This window comes from Mediterraneibacter hominis (genome assembly GCF_014287475.1).
GTDB lineage: Bacteria > Bacillota > Clostridia > Lachnospirales > Lachnospiraceae > Mediterraneibacter > Mediterraneibacter hominis.
Genome location: NZ_JACOPF010000002.1, coordinates 598,439 through 613,794 on the forward strand (window position 1 = coordinate 598,439; position 15,356 = coordinate 613,794).

Sequence of the window (15,356 nt, forward strand, 5' to 3'; positions counted from 1 at the left end):
GCAGTGACATGAATCAGAATGATTTGAGACTGGAAATATTAAAGTACCTGGAAAAGAACAGTCGGGTAGATTTGGGAGAACTTGCGGTACTGCTTGGCGTATCGGAAGTGGATATTGCAAATGCTATGTCCAATATGGAACAGGAAAAAATTATCTGCGGATACCATACATTGGTTGATTGGGATAAGGCCGGAGTGGAAAAAGTAACGGCCCTGATAGAAGTACGTGTAACACCGCAGAGAGACAGAGGATTTGACAGGATTGCAGAACGGATTTATAAATATCCGGAAGTATTTTCCGTATATCTGATTTCCGGAGGCTATGATCTGCTTGTTACTTTGGAAGGAAAGACACTCAAAGAAGTATCCCGCTTTGTTTCGGAGAAGCTTTCTACTATAGATGAAGTCATCAGTACTGCCACATACTTCATATTAAAGAAATATAAAGATTACGGAACCATTATGGGGCCGAAAAAAGAATCTGAGAGAATGAAGGTGACACCATAATGCGGACACCATTATCAAAAAAAATTATTGATATTCAGCCTTCTGGAATCCGGAAGTTTTTCGATGTGGCAAATGAAATGGAAGATGCGATCTCACTGGGGGTAGGTGAGCCGGATTTCGATACACCGTGGAGAATACGAGAAGAGGGCATTTTTTCGCTGGAAAGAGGGCGGACATTTTATACGTCCAATGCGGGGCTTCAGGAATTAAGAGAGGAGATTTGCCGTTATCTGGAACGGAAAATCCATGTGTCTTATCATTCTAAGACAGAAACGCTTGTAACGGTCGGCGGAAGCGAGGCGATAGACATTGGGCTTCGCTGTATGCTGGATCCGGGGGACGAGGTTTTGATTCCGCAGCCTAGTTATGTGTCCTATCTGCCATGTACCATTATGGCGGACGGGGTGCCGGTGATTATCCCCCTCCAGTATGGAAATGAATTTAAACTGACAGTGGAAGATCTGGAAAAATATACGACGGAAAAGACAAAAGTGCTGGTTATGCCATTTCCAAACAATCCCACCGGCTCGATTATGACGTGGGAAGATTTAGAGCCGATCGCGCAGTTTGTAAAAGAGCACGATCTGTATGTAATGTCGGATGAAATCTATTCAGAACTCAGCTACAAGGGGGAGCATGTTTCGATCGCGAGCCTGCCTGGTATGCGGGAGAGAACAATTGTAATCAATGGATTTTCCAAAGGCTTTGCTATGACTGGATGGAGGCTGGGATATTGCTGTGGCCCGGCGGCGATCATTGAACAGATGACAAAGCTGCATCAGTTTGCAATTATGTGTGCCCCTACAACCAGTCAGTATGCGGCGGTAGAAGGCTTAAGGAACTGCGAGAATGAGGTAGAAGAAATGCGCAAGGCATACAACCAGAGAAGGCGCTTTCTTATGCATGAATTTGCCAGAATGGGTCTGGAGTGTTTCGAGCCGTTCGGCGCGTTCTATGTATTTCCGAGTATCAAGGAATTCGGCATGACTTCCGAAGAATTTGCGACCCGCCTCCTCAAGGAAGAAAAGGTGGCGGTTGTGCCAGGGACGGCTTTCGGCGAATGTGGAGAAGGCTTCCTTCGGATTTCTTATGCATATTCTCTGGAAGATCTAAAAGAAGCACTGGGCAGGCTTGGGCATTTTATTCAGCGCTTGCGCAACGAAAGATAGGACAGAAAGGAAATACCATATGCTAAACATTGTACTGCTCGAACCGGAGATACCGGCAAATACCGGAAATATTGGACGTACCTGTGTAGCGACAAATACGCGCCTGCATCTGATAGAGCCATTCGGATTTAAGTTGAATGAGAAGGCATTAAAACGTGCCGGAATGGATTATTGGAAAGATTTGGACGTCAGAACATATATTGATTTCGAAGATTTTAAAAGGCAAAATCCAGGCGCGAAAATCTATATGGCAACGACCAAAGCGCCGAAGGTATATACGGAAGTAAGGTATGAACCAGACTGCTATATCATGTTCGGGAAAGAAAGCGCGGGGATTCCGGAGGAAATACTTGTAGAATATAAAGAAAACTGCGTGCGGATTCCAATGGCAGGAGACATTCGCTCGCTGAACCTCGGAAATTCGGTTGCAGTTATTTTGTATGAGGCGCTTAGGCAGCAGAAATTTGCAGGTCTGGAGGTTACAGGCCATTTACATAGGTTAAGCTGGGAGTAAAAGAAGAGAAGTCCCTAACAGGGCTTCTTTTTTCTTTTATCAAACAGTTAATTTAAAACTTATATCAAGAAGCAGTTTTACCGTTTCGGCGCTGACAGTTCCATCTAATGCGACAGAAATCCAATGCGCCTTATTCATATGATAGGCCGGATAAATGCCTGGCTTTTCCCGAAAAGAACCAAGCGTGACAGGGTCACATTTTACATTCAAAAGCTCCAGATACTCCATACCAGGCAGGCCCAGCTTTTCTTTAGGCACAGTCATACATAACGCAAACCATTTTTTGTTGCGGGTATGGCGGAAAACCATGTAATCGGGATACTTTGCCCAAGGAAAATCAGGATAGATATGGTAAGCCTCAGCGATATATTCTTTTAATTCTATTTTGTTCATTTTTTATATCTCCTGTAGTTATCCTGTCAAAGAAAGAAATATTCCTGCTTTGGATTATAAATCAGCTCTTATTGCTGCTATTATACCATTTTGTTATCTGGTGAACAATAAATAAAAGGAAGGTGTGTGTATAATATGGCACAAACTACAGTAAGTGTACGAATGGACGATACTTAAAAAAAGAGTTTGATACCGTATGCAATAATTTAGGCTTATCCATGACAACAGCAATTACTATGCTTGCAAAAAAATGACACGTGAAAAAAGAATACCTTTTGAAGTCACTATAGACCCGTTCTATTCAGATGAAAATCTATTGCGCAAACGGAAGCCACCGGCGGCACTGTACACGAGGTAAATTTATATGATTAAAGTGTGGACAGATGAAGCATAGGAAGATTTTGAGTATTGGACAAAGCAAGACAGAAAAACCCTTAAACGTATTTTGCAGTTACTCAAAGATATTGACCGCAATGGATATGAAGGAATGTGCAAAGCACGTTCTTTTTATATATTGCTATTATGTGGAGGAACTTGATATTCCAGACAGTGTGACGTACATTGGAAAAAATGCATTTTGGCGCTGTGAAGCATTGGAAGCAATTCATATTCCAAGCGGTATAACGGAAATTTCAGAAGGTGCTTTTGGATATTTGAACAAGGTGACAGAATTAACGCTTCCGTCTAACATTACAGTAATCGGGAAGAATGGATTTGTTGGGCTCGGAAATACATCAGGGGCAGAGATTCATATAACGATACCGAAAAATGTAATGTATGTCGGTTATAAGGCATTTGCACGTACAGAAGCAATAAAGAGCGTGACTGTAGAAGCAGGAAGAAAAGAAAACCTGCAGTTGGACGGGGCATTCCGTGTGTGCGGCGGTTTGGAGAGCGTGGAAATTCTGTCGGGAAATGTGATAATTGGCAACAACGATTTCAGGTCGTGCTCCGTTCTGAAAAATGTAACACTGGCGAACGGAATTACTACTATTGGTAATTATGTGTTCAGTAGTGCGCCGTATCTTCAGAAAGTGGAGTTCCCAAGTACAGTAACGTCTTTGGGCATGGGAGTGCTCTATAAAAGTTCGGAGGCGGTTGCATATTATCCGTCTTCCGTAGAGCTTCCCTACTATGCATTGGAAGGAATTAAGACTAAAGCTGCGTATTCCGTGAATTTGGATGGGAAAACAGTTACGATTGATTCGGTAATGGAAACTCCACTGGAAAAAACGCCGGAAACAATTTGCGGCATGAAGATTTCTGCTGTTCCAGATGAGTATAAAGACGAAGAGAAACATTTCCATTATTATGGAGAGGAAAATTCCCAGGCATATTGTTCTATATGCGAGCAGCTAAATCCAAATCATATACATATATGGAATACTCCGGTATGGAACTGGGAAGACGATTATAGTAAAGCAACGGCCGTATTTTCTTGCACAGGAGGCGCAGGCCACGAAGAAGAAGTAATTGCTGAGATTACCAGCCAGACTACACCTGCGGACTGTACAAAGAAGGGAGAGACTGTTTATACCGCCAGTGTTTTATTTGAAGGAAAAAACGTACAGTGATGCAAAAGTACAGGTTATTCCGGCAAAGGGACATACGTTCAAGTGGATAATAGATAAAGAGGCAGAAGAAACGAAAGCAGGTTTAAAACATGAAGAATGTACCATATGTGGTTATAAAAAAGCAGCGGTAGAAATCCCTGCTTTCGGCTCTGCAGAATCTACTGTCAAAATGACAAGACAAACAGCAGTGCCGTCCCCTCGACAGGAGACGACAGCAGTCTTTTCCTCTGGGGCTGTGTGGCTGCGACTGCTGGAGTTGCCCTGATTGGCATAGTTATCTATAGAAAAAGAGAAAAGTACAGCAATAAAATAATTGAAAAACTTTTAGCAGAATTTGTAAGAATTCCCCTTAAGTAGATGTGGATTGTTTATCTATCTTAAGGGGAATTTTGTAGGTAAACAGGATGAAAATAAGAAAATGTGAGATACTTATTGGAATAGTACGAATCTTATTAAAGAAAATTAGCTGTGTTTATAAATATGTTTTGAACATTCCGACTATTTATTGTATAATAGTTACAACGCTCTGTAAGGGGCGTTTATATTCGTTTATAATAGTGTAGGCACGTGGTATTTTACATGCGTGCTGCCGCATAAACGCGGAAAATATGGGCGTGGCAAGTGGAATTTATTGGAAGCGCTCAGGGAGGATATTTTTACAGATTATTTGACGAATGAAAATAAAGAACAGGGAAGGTGGTGAATCGAGTATGGTGGAAGAGACCATTCAGGCAATCCGCGAGACAGAAAGGCAGGCAGAAGAAATGATAAGAGAGGCAGGTCAAAAAAGCCAGAGTATACTTAAAGAAGCCCAGGAGAATGCCTTACAGCTAAGAGAAGAGAAAATCAAACGCGCGCAAAACGAAGCTTTGGCCGCGCTTGAAAAAGCACAGGATGACGCGGAAAAAGCACATGAAAACGCGAAGAAAAGTGTAGATGAAGAAGTGCTGGCGCTAAAGCAGGCGGCATCCAAAAAGCAGGAAGAAGCAATGCGTCTCATAATTTCACAGTTAGTTTCATCATAGAAGAAAAGGAGGGATAAAATTATGTCGGTATTGCAGATGCAGCGAATCAGTATCTGCGCGTTAAAAAAAGACCGTAAGCCGATTCTGGAAAAATTACAGAGTATGGGTATCATGGAGATAAGCCTGTCTTTAGAAGAAGATAAGGATTTTCAGAAGATGGATACCATGAATGCGAGAATGAGCTTTGAAAAGGCGGCTGCCGCGGCAGATCAGGCGCTGGATATTTTAGAGTCTTATGCACCTGTGAAAAAATCTATGTTGTCCGCATTAGAGGGAAAAGCTCTGGTAGAAAAGGCAGTATATCAGAAGGTGACTGACCAGAAGGAAGAACTTTTGAAAACTGCGAACAGACTGTATGCTCTGGATAAAGAGAAGGCAGAGTTAAAAGCAAATATTCTAAAGCTTGAAAATCAGATTGAAAGTCTAAAGCCATGGCTTGCCCTGGATGTTCCTATGAACCTGGCCGGAACGAAAAAGACGGCTCTGCTGCTTGGAACTATGCCGGGACCGGCAGGGGTGGAAGATATTTTCCGTATTCTGGCAGAAAAAGCGTCTAAGATAGAAGGAGCAGATGTTCAGATAATCGCATCGGAGCCGGATACAGTATATCTCGCTGTACTTTGTATGAAAACGGATGTACGGGAAGTGGAAGAAGCGCTTAGGAGCGCAGGCTTTGCAAAACCTGCGCAGGTATGGGAAAACCAGCCGGCAAAAGAAAAGGTATATCTGGAAAATCAGATAAGAGAAATAAAAGGCCGGATTTCCGAGATTGAGAAGGAAATTAAAGGAGAGGCTGCGGTAAGAGAGAAGCTGAAAATTCTCAGTGATTATTACAGAGTGCGTGCTGAAAAATACGAAGTTTTGGGACAGATTCCACAGACAGGAAGGACGTTTGTGATAAGCGGTTATGTGCCTAAGCAAAACGCACAGGAAGTGGAACAGTTTTTGAGTGTAAATTATGACTGTGTGGTAGACGTGGAAGATTTAAAAGAAGGGGAAGAAATGCCGATTCTTTTAAAGAATAATCCATTTTCTGCAAGTGTGGAAGGGATTGTGGAGTCCTATGGCCTGCCACATAAAGGAGAAATCGATCCGACGACGATTATGTCATTTTTCTATGTATTTTTCTTTGGAATGATGCTTTCAGACGCGGCATACGGCGCGATTGTAGCGGCTGCATGTTTTATTGTATTGAAACGTTTTCCGCGTATGGGAGCAGGGATGAAAAAATCTTTAAGACTATTCATGTACTGCGGTATTTCTACCCTTGTCTGGGGAATCCTTTTCGGGGGGTACTTCGGGAATATTGTGGATATTGTATCGGAAAAATTCTTTGGGCATACTGTGACGGTTCCAGCGTTGTGGTTTGTACCGTTAAACGATCCGATGAAGCTTTTGGTATACTCTATGCTGTTTGGAGTGATTCATTTGTTTGTGGGCTTGGGTATCAAAGGCTATATGTGCCTTCGGGACGGAAAAGTTATGGATTTCTTCTGTGACGTCGTGCTTTGGTTCATGCTTTTGACAGGATTGATTTTGATGCTTCTGCCAAGTGATATTTTTGCATCTATCGCACAGACACAGATTGTATTTCCGGCAGCAGTGAATACGCTCGCGAAGGTCCTGGCAATAGCCGGAGCAGTGGGAATTGTTCTGATGTCAGGGCGTTCCAGCAAAAATCCGGGGGTCCGTATCGCGCTGGGAGCATATGATTTGTATAATGTCACAGGGTGGTTAAGCGACGCACTTTCTTATTCACGTCTGCTTGCCTTGGGACTGGCGACAGGCGTTATCGCATCTGTCATCAATCAGATGGGAAGCATGATGCCGAACAATATTTTTGGAATTATCGGTTTTGTTGTGATCTTTATTGTCGGACATTTACTGAACCTCGCAATTAATTTACTCGGTGCATATGTGCACACAAACCGTCTGCAATTTGTAGAATTCTTCGGAAAATTCTACGAAGGCGGGGGCAGACCGTTTAATCCATTTAAAACAAATACAAAATATACAGATATAAAGGAGGAGACTTTAACATGAGTATTATGAGTGAATTAGGAATCGTATACGCGCTGCTCGGCGCAGCAGTGGCAGTGCTGTTTGCAGGGGCTGGCTCTGCGATTGGAGTTGGAATCGCGGGACAGGCGGCGGCAGGCGTTGTCACAGAGGACCCAAGCAAATTTGCAAAGGTGCTGATCATTCAGCTTCTTCCGGGTACACAGGGACTTTACGGGCTTTTAGTTGGATTTATCACATTGTCCAATATTGGAATCTTAGGTGGAGATATTGCGCAGATCGATGTCAAAACAGGACTTTTGATTTTGGCGGCATGCCTGCCAATCGGCATTGTAGGTCTGCTGTCTGGGATCGCACAGGGAAAGACGGCTGCGGCCTCTATCGGCATTGTAGCGAAGAAACCGGATCAGTTCGGTAAGGCAATGCTGTTTCCTGCAATGGTAGAGACATATGCGATTCTGGCGCTTCTGATTTCTTTCCTTGCAGTAAGTGGAATTAAGATTCAGTAAAAAGACGGATGGAAAAGGAACGAAAAAAGGAGAGCATGAATATGAGTGGATTAGAAAAAATGAAAAGCCAGATATTGGATGAGGCGCGCCACTCAGTGGAAACAGAAATAAAGAAGGCAGAAGAACAAGCGGCAGAAATACAAAATAAGGCCAAGGAAGACGCGAATGCCGAGGCTGAGAAAATTCTGGAAAAATCGAAAGCAGATGTGGAAAGTTTCCTGGAACGCTCTGCTTCTTCCTGTGATATGTACAGAAAGAAGGCGGTGTTAAAAGCAAAACAGGAAGTCATCCAGGAAGTGCTTCAAAAGGCATATGAAAGAATCCAGAGCCTGGACGCACAGAGTTATTTTGAGATGGTAGAAAAACTGTTGGACAAATATACACTGGCGCAGGAGGGTGAGATTTATTTTTCAAAGGAAGATTTGGAGAGAATGCCGGAAGGATTTGAACAGAAGATTCGTCAGACTGCCGTTTTAAAAGGCGGAGCGCTTACTGTTTCCAAAGAGCCGAGGCAGATAGACGGCGGTTTTATTCTGGTGTATGGTGGAATCGAAGAAAACTGCACAATCAAGGCATTATTTGAAGCGAAAAGAGAGGAATTGTCTGATAAGGTGCACAGCTTATTATTTGCATAAAGCGTAACCTAAGCGCAGTGTTTTTGTACACGGCGTAAAGCGGATAAGGAGGATTAGTCTTGAAAGATTTGGAATATACTTACGCGGTTGCGCGCATACGTGCTTTAGAAGTCTCACTGCTTACCGGAGCTTCCATCGAACAGCTTTTATCCTGCGCGACTTTCGAGCAGTGTCTGCAGTTTTTAAGTGAAAAAGGCTGGGGAGACGCAGGCGGAGAGCTGGATGCGGTTTCTATGCTGAAGCGGGAGGAGGAAAAGACCTGGGAAGTGATTGCCGACGTAGCGCCGGATATGAATGTGTTTGATGTATTTTCATATCCAAAGCTGTATCATAATTTAAAAGCAGCGATCAAGGAAGTATGTACAGAAGCGAGAAACGAAAATATCTTTTATGAAGACTGCAAAATTCCCGGAAGCGAGATGCTCCATATTGTAGAGAATAAGGAATTTGACCGGCTTCCAGGGCAGATGGCACAGACGGCGCGGGAAGCCTATGATACCTTGCTTCATACGCGGGATGGACAGCTATGTGACGTCATTGTAGACAGAGCGGCGCTGGACGCAATTTACGAGGCAGGAAAGAATGCTGCCGACCAGATTATCCATCAGTATGCGGATGCTACAGTCGCAATTTCAGATATAAAAATCGCAGTACGTGCACAGAAAACAGGGAAAAGCGCGGAATTTATGCGGCGTGCCCTTGCACCGTGTGACAGTATCAGTGTAGAACAGCTTATGAAAGCCGCACTTAGCGGCATGGACGCGATACGAGATTATCTGGCAGGCACGGCATATGCAGAAGGCGCGCTGGCATTAGAGGAATCTCCGTCAGCATTTGAGCGCTGGTGTGACAACCGTATGATAGAAACAATGAAATCCCAGAAATACGAGGCATTTTCTGTGGGGCCTTTGGCAGCATATCTGATTGCCAGGGAAAATGAAATAAAGACAGTTCGGATTATACTGACGGGAAAACAAAATGATTTTCCAGAAGAGGCAATCCGGGAAAGGATAAGGGAGATGTATGTATAAGATTGCGGTAATCGGCGATTATGACAGCATTTACGGCTTTGCGACACTGGGTCTTAGCATATGTCCTGTTAAGAACCGGGAAGAAGCGAAGGAAAAATTAAGCCAGCTCGCGTCAGGAAAGTATGGAATTATCTATATTACCGAGGCGGCGGCAGCCGGACTGAAAGAAGAAATAGAAAAATATCAGGAGCAGGTTATGCCTGCGATCATCCAGATACCGGGCGTGTCGGGCAATACCGGCGCCGGGGTGGAAGGAGTAAAAAAGACCGTAGAACAGGCGGTCGGATCGGACATTTTGTTCGGTAACGAGTAAATTAGGAAGAATTGAATGAAGGAGGCAAAAGCCCAATGAGTACAGGCACAATTAAAAAAGTCGCAGGGCCTCTTGTTATTGCAGAGGGGATGCGCGACGCGAATATGTTTGACGTGGTTCGTGTCAGTAATCAAAGACTGATTGGCGAAATCATAGAGATACACGGCGACGAGGCTTCCATTCAGGTATATGAGGAGACTTCTGGCTTAGGACCGGGAGAACCGGTAGAATCTATGGAGGTGCCAATGTCCGTAGAACTGGGGCCAGGGCTGATTACCAGTATCTATGACGGAATCCAGCGTCCTCTGGACGACATTATGAAGATTTCAGGAAACAGCTTAAAAAGGGGTGTAGAAGTCCCCTCATTGAAAAGAGATCGGAAATGGGAGTTTGTACCTGTTGTACAGGCAGGAGATACGGTGGAAGCCGGCGATGTTATCGGCACCGTACAGGAAACCATCGTTGTACAGCAAAAAATTATGGTTCCTTATGGTATTGAGGGAACAATTAAAGAGATCAAAGCCGGAGAGTTTACGGTAGAAGAGACGGTAGCTGTCGTTGAGACCAAAGACGGAGAGAAAGAACTGACACTTATGCAGAGATGGCCGGTTCGGCGCGGACGCCCTTACAAGAAAAAGCTTCCGCCAGAGATGCCGTTGATTACAGGACAACGCGTGGTAGATACCTTTTTCCCAATCGCGAAAGGCGGTGTGGCAGCAGTTCCAGGCCCATTCGGAAGTGGAAAAACAGTTATCCAGCATCAGCTTGCGAAATGGGCGGAGGCAGACATTGTTGTCTATATCGGATGTGGAGAGCGCGGAAATGAGATGACAGACGTTCTGAATGAATTTCCAGAGCTAAAGGATCCAAAAACAGGACAGTCTCTTATGCAGAGGACAGTTCTGATTGCCAATACATCAGATATGCCCGTTGCGGCTCGTGAGGCGTCTATTTATACAGGAATTACAATCGCGGAGTATTTCCGTGATATGGGGTATTCTGTCGCGCTGATGGCAGACTCTACCTCCAGATGGGCGGAAGCCCTGCGTGAGATGTCCGGACGTCTGGAAGAAATGCCAGGTGAGGAGGGCTATCCGGCTTATTTAGGAAGCCGTCTGGCACAGTTTTATGAAAGGGCAGGACATGTCATTTCACTTGGAAGAGAAGGCAGAGAGGGAGCGCTTTCTGTAATTGGGGCTGTTTCTCCGCCGGGAGGAGATATTTCGGAGCCGGTTTCTCAGGCGACGCTGCGTATTGTAAAGGTATTCTGGGGATTAGACTCCAATCTTGCATATAAGAGACATTTCCCTGCGATTAACTGGCTGAATAGTTATTCTTTGTATCTGGATGACATGGAGAAATGGTTCAATGCAAACGTGGCAGAAGGCTGGATGAAGAACCGGCAAAAGATGATGACGCTTTTGCAGGAGGAAGCGGAGCTGGAGGAAATTGTAAAGATGGTTGGTATGGACGCTCTTTCTCCGGGCGACAGACTGAAAATGGAAGCAGCGCGCTCTATTCGTGAAGACTTCCTGCACCAGAATTCTTTCCATGAGATTGATACCTATACTTCATTGAAGAAACAGTATATGATGATGAATCTGGTAACTGCCTTCTATGACAGAGCAGTGGAAGCGCTGGCGGAGGGAGCTTCTCTTGAGAAGCTTATCGCAATGCCGGCAAGAGAGCAGATAGGACGTTTTAAATACGTGACAGAAGATGCTCTGGATACAGAATATAAAAAAGTAGATGAAGAATTAAGTGTAGAGATTGCGAATGCACTGGTAAAGGAGGACCGCTAAATGCCAAAAGAGTATAGAACCATACAGGAAGTAGCCGGCCCGCTTATGCTGGTGCGGGGCGTAGAAAATGTCACATATGATGAGCTGGGAGAGATTGAACTGGCAAGCGGAGAGACACGCCGCTGTAAAGTATTGGAAATCAACGGAAGTGACGCATTGGTACAGCTCTTTGAAAGCTCAACAGGAATCAATTTGTCAAACAGTAAAGTACGTTTTCTTGGGCGCAGCATGGAGCTGGGGGTGTCAGAGGATATGCTGGGACGCGTCTTTGACGGTCTGGGACGTCCGATTGATGACGGGCCGGATATTTTGCCGGACGCGCGTATGGACATCAATGGACTGCCAATGAATCCGGCAGCGCGCAGCTACCCAGAGGAGTTTATTCAGACAGGTGTTTCTGCAATCGACGGATTAAATACACTTGTCCGCGGACAGAAGCTTCCTATTTTCTCTGCATCTGGTCTGCCGCACGCACAGCTTGCAGCGCAGATTGCGAGACAGGCAAAAGTGCTGGGAAATGATGAGAACTTTGCCGTTGTATTTGCCGCAATGGGAATCACTTTCGAGGAATCGAATTATTTTATCGAAAGCTTCAAGGAGACAGGAGCGATTGACAGGACGGTATTGTTTGTAAACCTGGCAAACGATCCGGCGATCGAGCGTATCGCGACGCCGAAGATGGCGTTGACGGCGGCGGAGTATCTTGCCTTTGAAAAAGAGATGCATGTACTTGTTATTCTGACAGATATTACAAACTATGCAGACGCACTGCGCGAAGTATCCGCAGCACGTAAAGAGGTTCCAGGACGCCGCGGATATCCGGGATATATGTACACAGACCTTGCCTCTATCTATGAGAGAGCAGGACGGCAGAGAGGGAAGAAGGGAAGCATCACAATGATTCCGATTCTTACTATGCCGGAGGACGATAAGACACATCCAATCCCTGATTTGACAGGATATATTACAGAAGGGCAGATTATCTTAAGCCGCGACCTTTACAGAAAGGGAATCGCACCGCCGATCGATGTGCTTCCGTCACTGTCCCGTCTAAAGGACAAGGGAATCGGAGAAGGAAAGACACGTGCCGATCATTCCAATACAATGAATCAGCTGTTTGCCGCGTACGCGCGTGGAAAAGACGCCAAAGAGCTGATGGTTATCTTAGGAGAGGCCGCGCTGACAGAAATCGATCTGATGTATGCAAAGTTTGCAGATGCGTTTGAAGAAAAATATGTATCTCAAGGGTACACGGCAGACCGCAGTATTGAAGAGACCTTAGACATAGGCTGGGAGCTGCTTCGTATGCTTCCGCGGACAGAACTAAAGCGTATCGACGATAAATTCCTGGATGCATTTTACGATAAACAGTAAAACGCACCAGAATACAGCATACAAGGAGGTGAGCGTAAGTTGGCATCAACACAGGTAAATCCTACCCGTATGGAATTGACAAGACTGAAAAAGAAACGGATAACCGCAATCCGGGGACATAAACTTTTAAAAGATAAACGGGATGAGCTTATGCGTCAGTATCTGGATTTAGTCCGGGAGAATATGGAAGTCCGTAAAAAGGTAGAGGCAGGCATCCTGTCTGCGAATAAGAATTTCGTTATCGCAAAAGCCGGTATGTCGGAAGCAGCGCTTCATACGGCGCTGATGGCGCCGAAACAGGAAATCAATCTTTCGCCTGGCGAAAAGAATGTAATGAGTGTAAATATTCCGACCTTTACGTATCAGACAAGGACGGCGGACGAGAATGATATTTATTCCTATGGGTTTGCTTTTACATCCAGCGACCTGGACGGAGCAGTGAAATCTCTGGCTGATATTCTGCCGGATATGATACGGCTTGCAGAGTGCGAGAAAGCATGCCAGCTGATGGCGGCGGAGATTGAAAAGACAAGAAGGCGGGTAAATGCGCTGGAACATGTCATTATTCCGGAAACAGAGAAAAATATCAAATATATTACAATGAAGCTGGACGAAAATGAAAGAAGTACGCAGATTCGTCTGATGAAAGTAAAAGATATGATGTTGGAAGAAGCACATCATTATAGCGAGAAGGCGTGAAATAGAAGAAGTGAACCAATTCTGAAAAGAAACGGTTCACTTCTTCTATTTATGGGTATGCCCCTGTTATGCCGCGTGAGTACAGGAGGATTGTTATATAAAAAGAATGTGTACCTTTCTGGACGATTCACTAGTCAAAGAGAAGGATAGAAATATACTTACATTGACAAACGCAGTCAAAAGCTTTACAAGCGCAATAGCCAGGCTTTTTTGGCTGAAATATCCTGTAGGAACTGCTTTTAACATGTTACCGATATAAATTTTATTTATTGATATAAAATAACCGGAATAGGTTTGCTCAAACCGTGCAAAATAGTTCATACATGATCTGCCTGCAATGTTGTAAACATCCAGTTATGACAAACAGGATGTAATGAAATGACAAGATAATGTATATGGGAAGAAAAAAATATATACTGAAAACCATACCCTAAAGGACGCACCGTAACTTACTCCCTGCGGGATAGCGGGCTTCGCCCGATAAGGTATAAAAGCTATTGGTACGGTATGTTAAAAACGGTACCATAGTAGAATATAGAAGGAGGTTTTGAGTATATGGAGCAGACGAAAACAGATAAATCTATGAAAAGGCGGGTGATTGCGTGGACAATTGCCAGTTTGGCTGTATTGACAGTCCTGTTGGTTGAAGTTACTTTGACCCCTCTTGCGCGTAGAGGAAACGGAACCCGGTTTTTAAGTACGGGAATGTGGTACAATCTGGCATGGGTCGGCAGTATGTATGTGATTCCTGTAAGTTTATATATTTTAGGGATAAAATCTATGCGGTATGTACTGGCAGGAGTAGTGGGATTCTGGATGATCCCGGTTCCAGTGATCTGTATCATAGGAGCAGGGGCCTGGTATTGGTACCTGGTGAGAGAAGAAGTGTTTTATGTGAGTCTGCTTATTATGAGCATCCTGTCACTGTGCGCACTGGCAGTAAATGTAGGGTGGTTTATTGCCTGCTTTGGAAAGAAACGGAATTAACGCTTGACAATACATACTGTTGGTATGTATAATAAACATACCGTTAGTATGTATTTTGATGAGGAGGAAGTATGGCAAGAAATAAATATCCAGAGGAGACAAAGAATCTGATCATAGATACAGCTTCTAAACTGTTTATTGAAAATGGATACGAACACACCTCGATCCAGGATATTATCGAGCATCTCGGTGGATTAAGCAAAGGCGCAATTTATCATCATTTCAAATCGAAAGAAGAGATTATGATGGCAGTGGCAGAAAAGCTGTATTCAAATTCCAGCGCCCAGATGTATAAAATACGGGAGAGAAAGGATCTAAATGGACGGCAGAAGCTAGAAGAGGTATTTCGTATCTCAATCTTTGCAATGGAACAGAAAAATATGTTTTCTGCCGCGCCGGATATGATGAAAAATCCGCAGCTTTTAGTAATTTTTCTAAAAGAAGTGGTGCAGAAAGAAGCGGCGCAGTTTTTTACAGAATTATTAGAAGAAGGGGTTGCAGACGGTTCTGTCTCTCTGGAGTATCCAAAGGAGACTGCGGAGGTTCTTATGCTTTTAGGAAATGTCTGGATGAATCCCATGATATACGGATGTTCCCCGCAGGAGATGATCGGGAAAGCAAAATTTTACCAACATCTTTTGAAGCTTCTGAATTTAGATAATATTGTATCGGACAGTATGATTTCCCGTTTGGAGGAATTTGCCGATATTTATCAGAAAACTCAGAAGGAATAGGTGCGTATGTCATGTAAAAGAGTTTACACGATAGGAAGTCCGCTGACGGACTTTCTTTTTATAAAAATACAT

The 15,356-nt window shown here is 44.1% G+C and carries 19 protein-coding genes; 17 read left to right on the forward strand and 2 right to left on the reverse strand.

The genetic code is table 11. The annotated features are described in order from the left end of the window. Positions 1-8: 8 nt before the first annotated feature. The 3 genes from H8S37_RS12305 to H8S37_RS12315 are packed head-to-tail and all read left to right on the forward strand — an operon-like array spanning position 9 to position 2,189. Positions 9-506, forward strand: coding sequence for an Lrp/AsnC family transcriptional regulator (locus H8S37_RS12305; protein WP_186876355.1), 498 nt, complete (start codon positions 9-11; stop codon positions 504-506). After that, complete coding sequence (locus tag H8S37_RS12310; protein WP_186876356.1) at positions 506-1,675, forward strand: aminotransferase class I/II-fold pyridoxal phosphate-dependent enzyme; 1,170 nt, start codon at positions 506-508, stop codon at positions 1,673-1,675. Before H8S37_RS12305 ends, H8S37_RS12310 begins: the two co-directional genes overlap by 1 nt. Positions 1,676-1,694: 19 nt before the next feature. After that, a complete protein-coding gene (locus H8S37_RS12315) occupies positions 1,695-2,189 on the forward strand; it encodes a tRNA (cytidine(34)-2'-O)-methyltransferase (protein ID WP_186876357.1) in 495 nt (164 codons plus the stop codon). 39 nt (positions 2,190-2,228) lie between these two features. On the opposite strand, the gene H8S37_RS12320 is transcribed toward H8S37_RS12315, so the two are convergent. Continuing rightward, entirely contained in the window at positions 2,229-2,582 is a 354-nt protein-coding gene (locus H8S37_RS12320) for an MmcQ/YjbR family DNA-binding protein (RefSeq protein ID WP_186876358.1), read from the reverse strand. Positions 2,583-3,027: 445 nt separating this feature from the next. Between H8S37_RS12320 and H8S37_RS17655 the strand changes: the two genes are divergently transcribed. The 12 genes from H8S37_RS17655 (at position 3,028) to H8S37_RS12380 (ending at position 13,563) form a co-directional block, all read left to right on the forward strand. Beyond that, entirely contained in the window at positions 3,028-3,120 is a 93-nt protein-coding gene (locus H8S37_RS17655) for a hypothetical protein (protein ID WP_334298555.1), read from the forward strand. After that, on the forward strand, positions 3,092-4,156 hold the full coding sequence (locus H8S37_RS12330) for a leucine-rich repeat domain-containing protein (RefSeq protein ID WP_334298558.1): 1,065 nt from the start codon (positions 3,092-3,094) through the stop codon (positions 4,154-4,156). Before H8S37_RS17655 ends, H8S37_RS12330 begins: the two co-directional genes overlap by 29 nt. Beyond that, positions 4,134-4,421 carry a hypothetical protein gene (locus H8S37_RS12335; protein ID WP_186876360.1) on the forward strand — a complete coding sequence of 96 codons (288 nt, stop codon included), beginning with the start codon at positions 4,134-4,136 and terminating at the stop codon, positions 4,419-4,421. The genes H8S37_RS12330 and H8S37_RS12335 overlap by 23 nt, the downstream gene beginning before the upstream one ends. A 445-nt stretch (positions 4,422-4,866) precedes the next feature. Then, positions 4,867-5,181 (forward strand): ATPase, encoded by a 315-nt coding sequence (locus tag H8S37_RS12340; protein WP_186876361.1) that lies wholly within the window; start codon positions 4,867-4,869, stop codon positions 5,179-5,181. A 21-nt stretch (positions 5,182-5,202) separates the two neighbouring features. Then, positions 5,203-7,224 carry a V-type ATP synthase subunit I gene (locus tag H8S37_RS12345; RefSeq protein WP_186876362.1) on the forward strand — a complete coding sequence of 674 codons (2,022 nt, stop codon included), beginning with the start codon at positions 5,203-5,205 and terminating at the stop codon, positions 7,222-7,224. Then, positions 7,221-7,709, forward strand: a complete 489-nt coding sequence (locus H8S37_RS12350) for a V-type ATP synthase subunit K (protein ID WP_186876363.1) — start codon at positions 7,221-7,223, stop codon at positions 7,707-7,709. Before H8S37_RS12345 ends, H8S37_RS12350 begins: the two co-directional genes overlap by 4 nt. 41 nt (positions 7,710-7,750) lie before the next feature. Continuing rightward, positions 7,751-8,344, forward strand: coding sequence for a V-type ATP synthase subunit E (locus H8S37_RS12355; RefSeq protein WP_186876364.1), 594 nt, complete (start codon positions 7,751-7,753; stop codon positions 8,342-8,344). A gap of 59 nt (positions 8,345-8,403) precedes the next feature. Next, on the forward strand, positions 8,404-9,375 hold the full coding sequence (locus H8S37_RS12360) for a V0D/AC39 family V-type ATPase subunit (protein ID WP_186876365.1): 972 nt from the start codon (positions 8,404-8,406) through the stop codon (positions 9,373-9,375). After that, positions 9,368-9,688 carry a V-type ATP synthase subunit F gene (locus H8S37_RS12365; protein WP_186876366.1) on the forward strand — a complete coding sequence of 107 codons (321 nt, stop codon included), beginning with the start codon at positions 9,368-9,370 and terminating at the stop codon, positions 9,686-9,688. The genes H8S37_RS12360 and H8S37_RS12365 overlap by 8 nt, the downstream gene beginning before the upstream one ends. Positions 9,689-9,723: 35 nt before the next feature. Beyond that, positions 9,724-11,490 (forward strand): V-type ATP synthase subunit A, encoded by a 1,767-nt coding sequence (locus tag H8S37_RS12370; RefSeq protein WP_186876367.1) that lies wholly within the window; start codon positions 9,724-9,726, stop codon positions 11,488-11,490. After that, positions 11,491-12,864, forward strand: a complete 1,374-nt coding sequence (locus H8S37_RS12375) for a V-type ATP synthase subunit B (RefSeq protein ID WP_186876368.1) — start codon at positions 11,491-11,493, stop codon at positions 12,862-12,864. It abuts the gene before it with no gap. 39 nt (positions 12,865-12,903) lie between these two features. Continuing rightward, positions 12,904-13,563, forward strand: coding sequence for a V-type ATP synthase subunit D (locus H8S37_RS12380; protein ID WP_186876369.1), 660 nt, complete (start codon positions 12,904-12,906; stop codon positions 13,561-13,563). 93 nt (positions 13,564-13,656) lie between these two features. Here the strand turns inward: H8S37_RS12380 and H8S37_RS12385 are convergent, their stop codons facing one another. Further along, the gene (locus H8S37_RS12385) at positions 13,657-13,884 is read right to left on the reverse strand and encodes a hypothetical protein (RefSeq protein ID WP_186876370.1); all 228 of its coding nucleotides are present in this window, start codon (positions 13,882-13,884) and stop codon (positions 13,657-13,659) included. A gap of 234 nt (positions 13,885-14,118) precedes the next feature. On the opposite strand from H8S37_RS12385, the gene H8S37_RS12390 reads away from it, so the two are divergent. Continuing rightward, positions 14,119-14,550 (forward strand): DUF5391 family protein, encoded by a 432-nt coding sequence (locus H8S37_RS12390; protein ID WP_186876371.1) that lies wholly within the window; start codon positions 14,119-14,121, stop codon positions 14,548-14,550. A 71-nt stretch (positions 14,551-14,621) separates the two neighbouring features. Further along, positions 14,622-15,284, forward strand: coding sequence for a TetR/AcrR family transcriptional regulator (locus H8S37_RS12395; RefSeq protein WP_186876372.1), 663 nt, complete (start codon positions 14,622-14,624; stop codon positions 15,282-15,284). Positions 15,285-15,356 lie beyond the last annotated feature (72 nt).

What these genes read in the sequence shown, in the direction of transcription:
- H8S37_RS12305 (WP_186876355.1), top strand. Translation starts at nt 9, where the DNA reads ATGAATCAGAATGATTTGAGACTGGAAATATTAAAGTACCTGGAAAAG.
- H8S37_RS12310 (WP_186876356.1), top strand. Translation starts at nt 506, where the DNA reads ATGCGGACACCATTATCAAAAAAAATTATTGATATTCAGCCTTCTGGA.
- H8S37_RS12315 (WP_186876357.1), top strand. Translation starts at nt 1,695, where the DNA reads ATGCTAAACATTGTACTGCTCGAACCGGAGATACCGGCAAATACCGGA.
- H8S37_RS12320 (WP_186876358.1), bottom strand. Translation starts at nt 2,582, where the DNA reads ATGAACAAAATAGAATTAAAAGAATATATCGCTGAGGCTTACCATATC.
- H8S37_RS12340 (WP_186876361.1), top strand. Translation starts at nt 4,867, where the DNA reads ATGGTGGAAGAGACCATTCAGGCAATCCGCGAGACAGAAAGGCAGGCA.
- H8S37_RS12345 (WP_186876362.1), top strand. Translation starts at nt 5,203, where the DNA reads ATGTCGGTATTGCAGATGCAGCGAATCAGTATCTGCGCGTTAAAAAAA.
- H8S37_RS12350 (WP_186876363.1), top strand. Translation starts at nt 7,221, where the DNA reads ATGAGTATTATGAGTGAATTAGGAATCGTATACGCGCTGCTCGGCGCA.
- H8S37_RS12355 (WP_186876364.1), top strand. Translation starts at nt 7,751, where the DNA reads ATGAGTGGATTAGAAAAAATGAAAAGCCAGATATTGGATGAGGCGCGC.
- H8S37_RS12365 (WP_186876366.1), top strand. Translation starts at nt 9,368, where the DNA reads ATGTATAAGATTGCGGTAATCGGCGATTATGACAGCATTTACGGCTTT.
- H8S37_RS12370 (WP_186876367.1), top strand. Translation starts at nt 9,724, where the DNA reads ATGAGTACAGGCACAATTAAAAAAGTCGCAGGGCCTCTTGTTATTGCA.
- H8S37_RS12375 (WP_186876368.1), top strand. Translation starts at nt 11,491, where the DNA reads ATGCCAAAAGAGTATAGAACCATACAGGAAGTAGCCGGCCCGCTTATG.
- H8S37_RS12385 (WP_186876370.1), bottom strand. Translation starts at nt 13,884, where the DNA reads ATGAACTATTTTGCACGGTTTGAGCAAACCTATTCCGGTTATTTTATA.
- H8S37_RS12390 (WP_186876371.1), top strand. Translation starts at nt 14,119, where the DNA reads ATGGAGCAGACGAAAACAGATAAATCTATGAAAAGGCGGGTGATTGCG.
- H8S37_RS12395 (WP_186876372.1), top strand. Translation starts at nt 14,622, where the DNA reads ATGGCAAGAAATAAATATCCAGAGGAGACAAAGAATCTGATCATAGAT.